The sequence below is a fragment of the Paractinoplanes durhamensis genome (genome assembly GCF_016862175.1).
Classification (GTDB): Bacteria; Actinomycetota; Actinomycetes; order Mycobacteriales; family Micromonosporaceae; genus Actinoplanes; species Actinoplanes durhamensis.
In genome coordinates, this window is record NZ_BOML01000061.1 from 21,693 (window position 1) to 28,885 (window position 7,193).

Consider the following 7,193-nt stretch of genomic DNA (forward strand, 5'->3'; position numbering starts at 1 on the left):
GCTCGTTCGCTAGCGGCGGCGGTCCGCGGCGGCGTACGAAGCGGCGGCGGTCAGGGCCGAGACCGCCAGCACCGACGGCCACGCACCGATCCGGCGGGCCAGCGGGTGGGACAGCGCGAACGCGCCGACGTAGGTGGTCACCAAGGCGGTGGTCACCGCGGGGCTGGTGCGGCGGGCCCACTCACGGCCGGCCAGGACGCCGCCGGCCGCCAGGACCACGCCACCCAGGGGACGAATGCCGGTGCGGCGGGCCAGCTGCCAGCCCCCGATGAGAGAGCCGGCGGTGATCACTGCAGTGGGTACGCGCATGAGTCGAACCTACCGCCAGGGCCACGCCGAGCAGGCCGCCGAGGGTGTTGTGCACGACGTCGGCCGGGTCGCCGCCACGACCGTGCGCCGCCACAGCAGCGCGGCGACCGCGCCGAGCGGCCGGAACAGGCCGATGTTCGCGAGCCTCTCGATGGTGCCGACAAAACCGGCGGTCAGATACGCCGGATCCGCGAACTGCCCGAGAAAGACCCGGACGCCGTCGGCCGAGTAGTACGCCACCGTGGTGGTCGGCCCCAACCTACGAACCGGACTCAAGCCGCAGGCCGGCCGCCGAAACGCCACGGGTGGACCTCGACGGTGGCATAGCGGACCGGGGCGCGGGCCATCATCGCCTCGGCCGCCGACCGGTCGGGCAGCTCGGCCATGATCGCGGTGCCGAGCCACTGCGTGCCGTCGTCGGACAGCAGTGGGCCGCAGGCGATCAGCCGGTCGCGGTCCTCGGCGGCGACCAGTTCGCCGGGCATCGCCGCGGTCGCCGGGTCGTGCGCGATGATCAGGAGACCCTCCCGGCCGCCGGGGAACTCCCACATCGTCCGGCCCAGCGTGTTGGTGAACCGGCGGATCAGCACGTCGTCGTAGACGCCGGCCCGATAGTTCGGCTCCTCGAAGGCGAACGTGCGGGCGGCCGCCGCGTCGGGCAGGCCGACGATGTGCGCGCTTCCGGTCGCTGCCTCGCCGTCCGGGGTCAGCGTCGGGCCACGGGCGATCATCGTCTCGGCGTAGCGGTCCATGAACGACCAGTGCGCCTCGGCCAGCTCCCAGCGCAGCTCCATGACGCCGGGGCGGTCCCGGCAGTAGACGAAGTAATCCATGGTCAGGCCACCTCAGCGGGGATCGGGGCCGGCGCCTCGGTGCGCGGCCGGTAGAGCACGTGCCAGACCGCTACCGCGAGCAGGATCACGGCCAGGGCCCAGCCGTGCAGTGGTCCGCCGAACACGCCGAGCAGCAGCGACGCCACGATCGCGGGCACGCCCCAGCCGGCGATCCACGCGATCGGGGCGCCGCCGCGGGCGCCGAGCAGGCTCACGGTCAGGAAATAGAGGGCCGCGCCGCTGCACAACACCCATCGGTTGGCCTCCGGCACCGGCTCGGCCGAGTATTCGGCGAGCACACCGAGCCCGGCCGCGATCAGCACGATGGAGCCGGTCATCAGGTAATGCGCCGGCATGGTGAGACGCAAGGCAAAGACGCGGGTGCCGTACGTCGGGGCGCCGCCCGCGCCGTACCGAAGGGTCAGCCACCACAGCGCCACCAGCAGGCCGAAGCCCGCCCCGAGGGCCGCCATCAGGCCGCGCTCCCAGTGCTCGACCTCGGAGGCGGCGTCGATCAGCTGGGCCACCGCCTCACCGAGCACGATGATCACGAAGAGGCCGAGCCGTTCGCCGAGGTGCGGCCGGTCCGGGCGGGCCGCCTGCAACGGCGGCGGGGCCACGACCGGGCGGGGGCGGTAGAGCCGGTGCAGCAACCGGACCCGCCGCTCCCGGTTGTGCTGGGCCTCCTCGCGTTCCCGCTGCTCGTCGGCCAGCATCTGCTCCGGATGCCGGGACCGGACCAGCGACACCACCACGTCGAGCCCGATGCCGGCCGCCCACAGCCAGTAGCGCACCGGCGGCTCGAAGCCCATCGACGCGATCCACGGGATCACCCCGGCCGCCTGCTGGACGGCCGGCCACTCGGTCATCACCCGGCTGGTGCGCTTCCAGGAGCCGGCGCCCATCAGGCGGCAGTACACGTACGCGGCGATGAACCACCGCGGTTCGCCGCGCAGCACGTGCGGCACGGCCGCGGCCATCACCGCGATGCCGAACATCGCCAGCAGCATCGACCGGACCCGGGTCAGGTCGCCGGAGACGTTGGCGTAGAGGGTGAACGACGTCCACACGCTCCACATCGCGTAGTAGCAGACGACGAAGAGGAACACCTCGTGCAGGCCGGGGCCGTCGTGCAGGAGGTGGGCCAGCTGGGCCACGGCCACGACGATGACGAGGTCGAAGAAGAGCTCCAGCCAGGTGGCGTGACGTTCCTCGACGGCGGGTGACGGCATGCGCTGGAACATAGCGCAACGTCGCTGCGGCTAGATCAGGCGGAGCAGGTCGTCCCGGGGCAGGCCGGCGTCGGTCAGGGCGCCGCAGTCGAGGCCGCGCAGCAGGTAGGCGGCCAGGGCCCGGGCGGTGGCCGGCTCGTCGGCGATGCCGCTCTCCTGGCGGGACAGGTAGCGGTGCAGGCGGTCGACGGCGGCGGTGCGGCCGTCCCGGAAGAAGGCGTACGTCGCCGCGTAGCGGGTCGGCAGTTGCGCCGGGTGAAGATCCCAGCCCTGGTAGAAGCCCCGCTCCAGGGACCGCCGCACCAGCCGGTAGTGCAGGGCCCAGGCCGATCGGACCTCCTCGGCGGTGCCGACCGGGAGGATGTTGGTCGAGCCGTCGGACAGCCGCACGCCGGTCTGGGCCGCGGCCGCCTGCATCACCGCCTTGGCGTAGTCCGCCGCCGGGTGCTCCATCGACTGGTAGGCAGCGGCGATGCCGGCCGCAGCGCTGTAGTCGTAGGTGCCGTAGTGCAGGCCGGTGCAGCGACCGTCGGCCGCGGTGATCAGCCGGGCCACCGTGGCGGTGCCGTCGGCGGCCAGGATCGCCGACGGCAGCTCGATCTGGATCTCGAAGGTCAGAGTCCCGGCGGCCAGGCCGTACGCCTTCTCCAGCTTCTCGCAGAGGGTGACCATGGCCGTGACCTGATCCGGACCGCTCACCTTGGGTAGCGTGATCTCGACGGTGTCCTGATAGGAGTCCAGGAACAGGTCGAGGGTGCGCAGCGCCCGGCGGCGGGTGGCCGCCTCCAGCGACTTGATCCGGATGCCGAGGAACGGCGGGACCGGACCGGCGCGCAGGACCTTGGCCGCCCGGCGGACCGCCTCGTCCTCCTGGTCGTCCGGGCGGACGCCGTAGCCGTCCTCGAAGTCGACCCGCAGGTCCTCGATCGGCTCCGCGGCCAGCTTGGCCCGGATGTCGCCGGCCTCCCACGGGAAGTCGGTCATCGCCGTCGTGGCGATCTCGCCCCACTCGCGGAAGTTGTCGAGACGGTCGGCCGGGATGTACACGGTGTGTACCGGCTGGCGGCCCGGGCGCTCCCCCCGGTAACGAGACTGCAGGAACGCATCGTGCGCGGCCAGCCGGACGTCCAGGTCCGTGTAGTCGCTGTCGGACAGGCGCATCGATCAGTCGATCGAGTCGTAGGCGGCGGTCGTCAGGAAGTCGGCGAAGTCGTCGGCCAGGGCGACCCGCTCGAACAGCTTGCGGGCGTCGTCGAAACGGCTCGACGCCCACGCCTCGTCGCCGATCGTCTTGCGGATCTTGACGAGCTCCTCGTCCTCGATCCGGCCGACCAGGTCGGCGGTGATCTCGGTGCCGTCCGGCAGCCGGACCTCGTTGTGGATCCACTGCCACACCTGCGAGCGGGAGATCTCGGCGGTCGCCGCGTCCTCCATCAGGTTGTTGATCGCCACCGCGCCGTTGCCGCGCAGCCACGCCTCCAGATATTGGAGAGCCACCGACACGTTGCCGCGCAGGCCGGCCTCGGTCACCGGGGCGCCGGTCGACGACACGTCCAGCAGCTGGGCGGCCTCCACCGTGACGTCCGGGCGCTGCTTGTCCAGCTGGTTGGGCTTGTCGCCGAGGACCCGGTCGAAGATCTCCTGGCAGACCGGCACCAGGTCGGGGTGCGCCACCCACGAGCCGTCGAAGCCGTCGCCGGCCTCGCGCTCCTTGTCCTCCCGCACCTTGGCCAGGGCCACCTCGTTGACCTGCGGGTCACGGCGGCTGGGGATGAAGGCGGCCATGCCGCCCATGGCGAAGGCTCCGCGGCGGTGACAGGTTTTCACGAGCAGTTCCGAGTACGCCCGCATGAACGGTGCCGTCATGGTGACCGAGGCGCGGTCCGGGAGGATCATGCGCGGGTTGTCCCGGAAGTACTTGATGATGCTGAACAGGTAGTCCCAGCGGCCCGCGTTCAGCCCGGAAAGGTGGTCACGAAGGACATAGAGAATCTCCTCCATCTCGAACGCGGCCGGGATGGTCTCGATCAGCACGGTGGCGCGGATGGTGCCGTGCGGAATTCCCAAAGCTTCCTGGGCGTACGTGAAGACGTCGTTCCACAGCGCCGCTTCCCTGTGCGACTCCATCTTCGGCAGGTAGAAATACGGCCCGCTGCCCCGCTCCAGCAACTCCTTCGCGTTGTGGAAGAAGTAGAGGCCGAAGTCGACGAGGGCGCCCACCGCCGGCTCGTCGTCGACCGGCAGGTGCCGCTCGTCGAGGTGCCAGCCGCGCGGGCGCATCACGATCGTCGGGTACGGGCCGCCGTTGAGCTCGTAGCTCTTCTGCGGGGTGGTCAGCGTGATGGTGCGGCGGATCGCCTCGTAGAGGTTCTGCTGGCCGTCGACCACGTTCTGCCAGTGCGGGGTGTTGGCGTCCTCGAGGTCGGCCAGCCACACCTTGGCACCCGAGTTGAGCGCGTTGATGGTCATCTTGCGCTCGGTGGGCCCGGTGATCTCGACGCGGCGGTCGGTCAGATCGGCCGGGGCCGGCGGCGCCTGCCACTCGGCGGCGCGGATGTCGGCGGTCTCGGCGAGGAACCCCAGCGACGCACCACCGGCGATCTCGGCCCGGCGGGCGGCCCGCGCGGCGAGGAGTTCGTTGCGGCGCGGCCGGAAACGCCGGTTCAGATCCGCGACGAAGGCAACAGCCTCGTCCGACAGGATTTCGGTCATGGCGTCGGCTCCCCTCAGTACGATTACTCCCTCGTACCGTAATGGAGCCCGGCCCCGCCGTCAGCGCTGAACAGATCACAGCAGTTGGATCTTGCGACCGCTCCACGCTGGGAGGGCGGGCGCGGCGGGGACGTTTGGCCGCGCCCGCACCTCGGGGAGGAAAGCCGGCTCGCGAAACGCGCGCTATGGGGCTTGCCGCCCGCGATGGTCGCGGGCGGCAGCCGCCGTAGGCGGGGTTCACGCTGGTGCGTTCGGGTTACCCCTGGGGCGTACGGTCAGAAAGTTCCTGCGGTGTTGCACTTTGCCTTTTGGACGATGCAGTCCCGGACGCGGTGGCCGAGCGCGGCGTTCTCCCAGGCGAAGAAGGCGTCGCCGTGCATCGAGCTGGCGTTGCCGGAGGCCAGTTTGAAGCCGGCGGCGGTGCCCGATGTCGGGTAGCCGATCACGAACGACAGGGACGGGATGGCCACCGGGTATTTGCCGGTGCACTCGCCCTTGCCGTCGGCCGGGCCCACGTGGGACTTGTGGTCGGGGCTGTCCAGGTGGACGCCGTCCCAGCAGTCGGGGAAGGTCAGCTGGAACGTCAGCTCGGCCGTCTTGGCGCAGACCGGCCAGTTACCGTCCGTGCTTCGGCCCGTTTCGCCGCCGGCGCCTGCGCACCAGAACTGGCCGGGGGCGCCCTTCGGGGTGTCCACCTGGCGCTTCGCGTCGCCGACGATCATCCGGAAGCCCTGCGGGAACGGGACGGTCCTGGTGGTGTCGGGGAGGCGGGAGCCGTAGTAGACGGTTACGCCGTGTGGCTGTACGGGCTGGCCGTTCTCGTAGAGCGTGGGGATCCAGTAGGCCGAGTGGTCGTCCAACGGCTTGCAGCTGGAACCGGTGTTCGTCAGCAGGGTGTCCGTTGTGGTGGCCGCGTCGGTGATGTTGTTGCCCAGGAACGAGTGCATGTGGGAGGCGCCGGGCAGGTTCGGGAAGACGATCGGGTCGTCGGTCTTCGCGTGGCTGACCGTGCAGGAGGCGTTGAACTCGGCCACCCGGACCGGGTTGTTGGTGATCGGCCGCGGGGTCATCGCCTTGAACTCGGCCAGCTGGGCTGCCCATTTCGCCTGGTCCACGTCCACCCAGCCGGCGCCCGTTGCCGGGGGCGTCGTCGGGGTCGTCGTGGCCGGGCTGCTCGTCGGCGCTGTCGTGGCCGGGGTGGCCGGCGCGGTCGTTGCCGGATTTGTCGGGCTTGTAGTCGCCGTGGTCCCGCCGAGGGTGAACCAGTTGAGGTTCACGAAGTCCGATTTTTGCTGACTTTTCATGACTGCTACCAGCGTTTGGGCGCCGGTCGGCGGCTGCTTGATCGTGGCGGTCCTGGTGACCCACTTCTGCCAGCCGCCGGTCTTGGCCACCGGGAACGACGTCAGCAGCGTGCCGGTCGGGGAGCCCAGGCGCAGCTCCACCGTGCCGCCGGCGGTGTTGTCCGACGCTATCCGGGCCTGGACGGTCGCACCCAGCTGGACCTTGTCGTAGCGCAGCCAGTCGCCGCTCGCCAGCCAGCCGACGTTCTTGCCGCCGTCGGCGTCGGAGGTGCCTTCGGTCTGCGCGCCGGACTGCGCGGAGTAGGCCTCCGCCTGCAGCCGGCCGGGCACCACGGTCTCGGCGGCGTCGGCGTTCGCGATGTAGACGCCGCTGCCGGTTACGGCCACGGCTACCGCCGAGGCGAGGAGCACGCGGGTGCGGGTTCGGTGGGGGCGCCGGGGTTCACCAGCGGCGTGGAGAGGTTCGGTCCGCATTTGTTCTCTACCCTTTTCGATGACCGAGGGGGCTCGATTCATCAGGGAGTATGCCGAGGTGAGGGGCTTGTTTCAACGCGTGGAGAAAGACTTATGAATGGCCTTTTCCGGCACCGCTGGTGGCCGCGATCTCCATTCCGAATAACGCTTTTCCCGCCCCGCAGACTTAATTTTTCCTTAAGTCGCGGAAGAGGGCTGCGGACGCCGGCGGGGCCGGCGAAAAGGCGGCAGGGCGGCGCGCGGCAGCCCGGAAGGGCGGCAGCCCGGCAGCCCGGCAGGGCGGCAGGGCGGCAGCCCGGCAGGGCGGCAGCCCGGCAGCCCGGCAGGGC

Annotated in this window: 7 protein-coding genes; all 7 read right to left on the reverse strand. The window is 70.7% G+C overall.

Features of this window, described 5'->3' with window-relative positions; translation table 11 throughout:
* Nucleotides 1-9 precede the first annotated feature (9 nt).
* The gene (locus Adu01nite_RS38310) at nt 10-309 is read right to left on the reverse strand and encodes a hypothetical protein (RefSeq protein WP_203734227.1); all 300 of its coding nucleotides are present in this window, start codon (nt 307-309) and stop codon (nt 10-12) included.
* A gap of 9 nt (nt 310-318) precedes the next feature.
* Nucleotides 319-567 carry a hypothetical protein gene (locus tag Adu01nite_RS38315; RefSeq protein WP_203734228.1) on the reverse strand — a complete coding sequence of 83 codons (249 nt, stop codon included), beginning with the start codon at nt 565-567 and terminating at the stop codon, nt 319-321.
* Between the two features lie 14 nt (nt 568-581).
* Nucleotides 582-1,142 carry a YciI family protein gene (locus tag Adu01nite_RS38320; RefSeq protein ID WP_203734229.1) on the reverse strand — a complete coding sequence of 187 codons (561 nt, stop codon included), beginning with the start codon at nt 1,140-1,142 and terminating at the stop codon, nt 582-584.
* A gap of 2 nt (nt 1,143-1,144) precedes the next feature.
* Nucleotides 1,145-2,374 carry a low temperature requirement protein A gene (locus Adu01nite_RS38325; RefSeq protein ID WP_203734230.1) on the reverse strand — a complete coding sequence of 410 codons (1,230 nt, stop codon included), beginning with the start codon at nt 2,372-2,374 and terminating at the stop codon, nt 1,145-1,147.
* Between the two features lie 30 nt (nt 2,375-2,404).
* Complete coding sequence (locus Adu01nite_RS38330) at nt 2,405-3,535, reverse strand: DUF6986 family protein (protein WP_203734231.1); 1,131 nt, start codon at nt 3,533-3,535, stop codon at nt 2,405-2,407.
* A 3-nt stretch (nt 3,536-3,538) separates the two neighbouring features.
* A complete protein-coding gene (gene aceB / locus Adu01nite_RS38335; protein ID WP_344520602.1) occupies nt 3,539-5,104 on the reverse strand; it encodes a malate synthase A in 1,566 nt (521 codons plus the stop codon).
* Nucleotides 5,105-5,361: 257 nt separating this feature from the next.
* A complete protein-coding gene (locus tag Adu01nite_RS38340) occupies nt 5,362-6,801 on the reverse strand; it encodes a DUF1996 domain-containing protein (RefSeq protein WP_239133024.1) in 1,440 nt (479 codons plus the stop codon).
* Nucleotides 6,802-7,193: the final 392 nt, after the last annotated feature.

Excerpts from the sequence above, each read along its gene's own strand:
- Adu01nite_RS38310 (WP_203734227.1), bottom strand. The coding sequence starts at position 309 with ATGCGCGTACCCACTGCAGTGATCACCGCCGGCTCTCTCATCGGGGGC.
- Adu01nite_RS38320 (WP_203734229.1), bottom strand. The coding sequence starts at position 1,142 with ATGGATTACTTCGTCTACTGCCGGGACCGCCCCGGCGTCATGGAGCTG.
- Adu01nite_RS38325 (WP_203734230.1), bottom strand. The coding sequence starts at position 2,374 with ATGCCGTCACCCGCCGTCGAGGAACGTCACGCCACCTGGCTGGAGCTC.
- Adu01nite_RS38330 (WP_203734231.1), bottom strand. The coding sequence starts at position 3,535 with ATGCGCCTGTCCGACAGCGACTACACGGACCTGGACGTCCGGCTGGCC.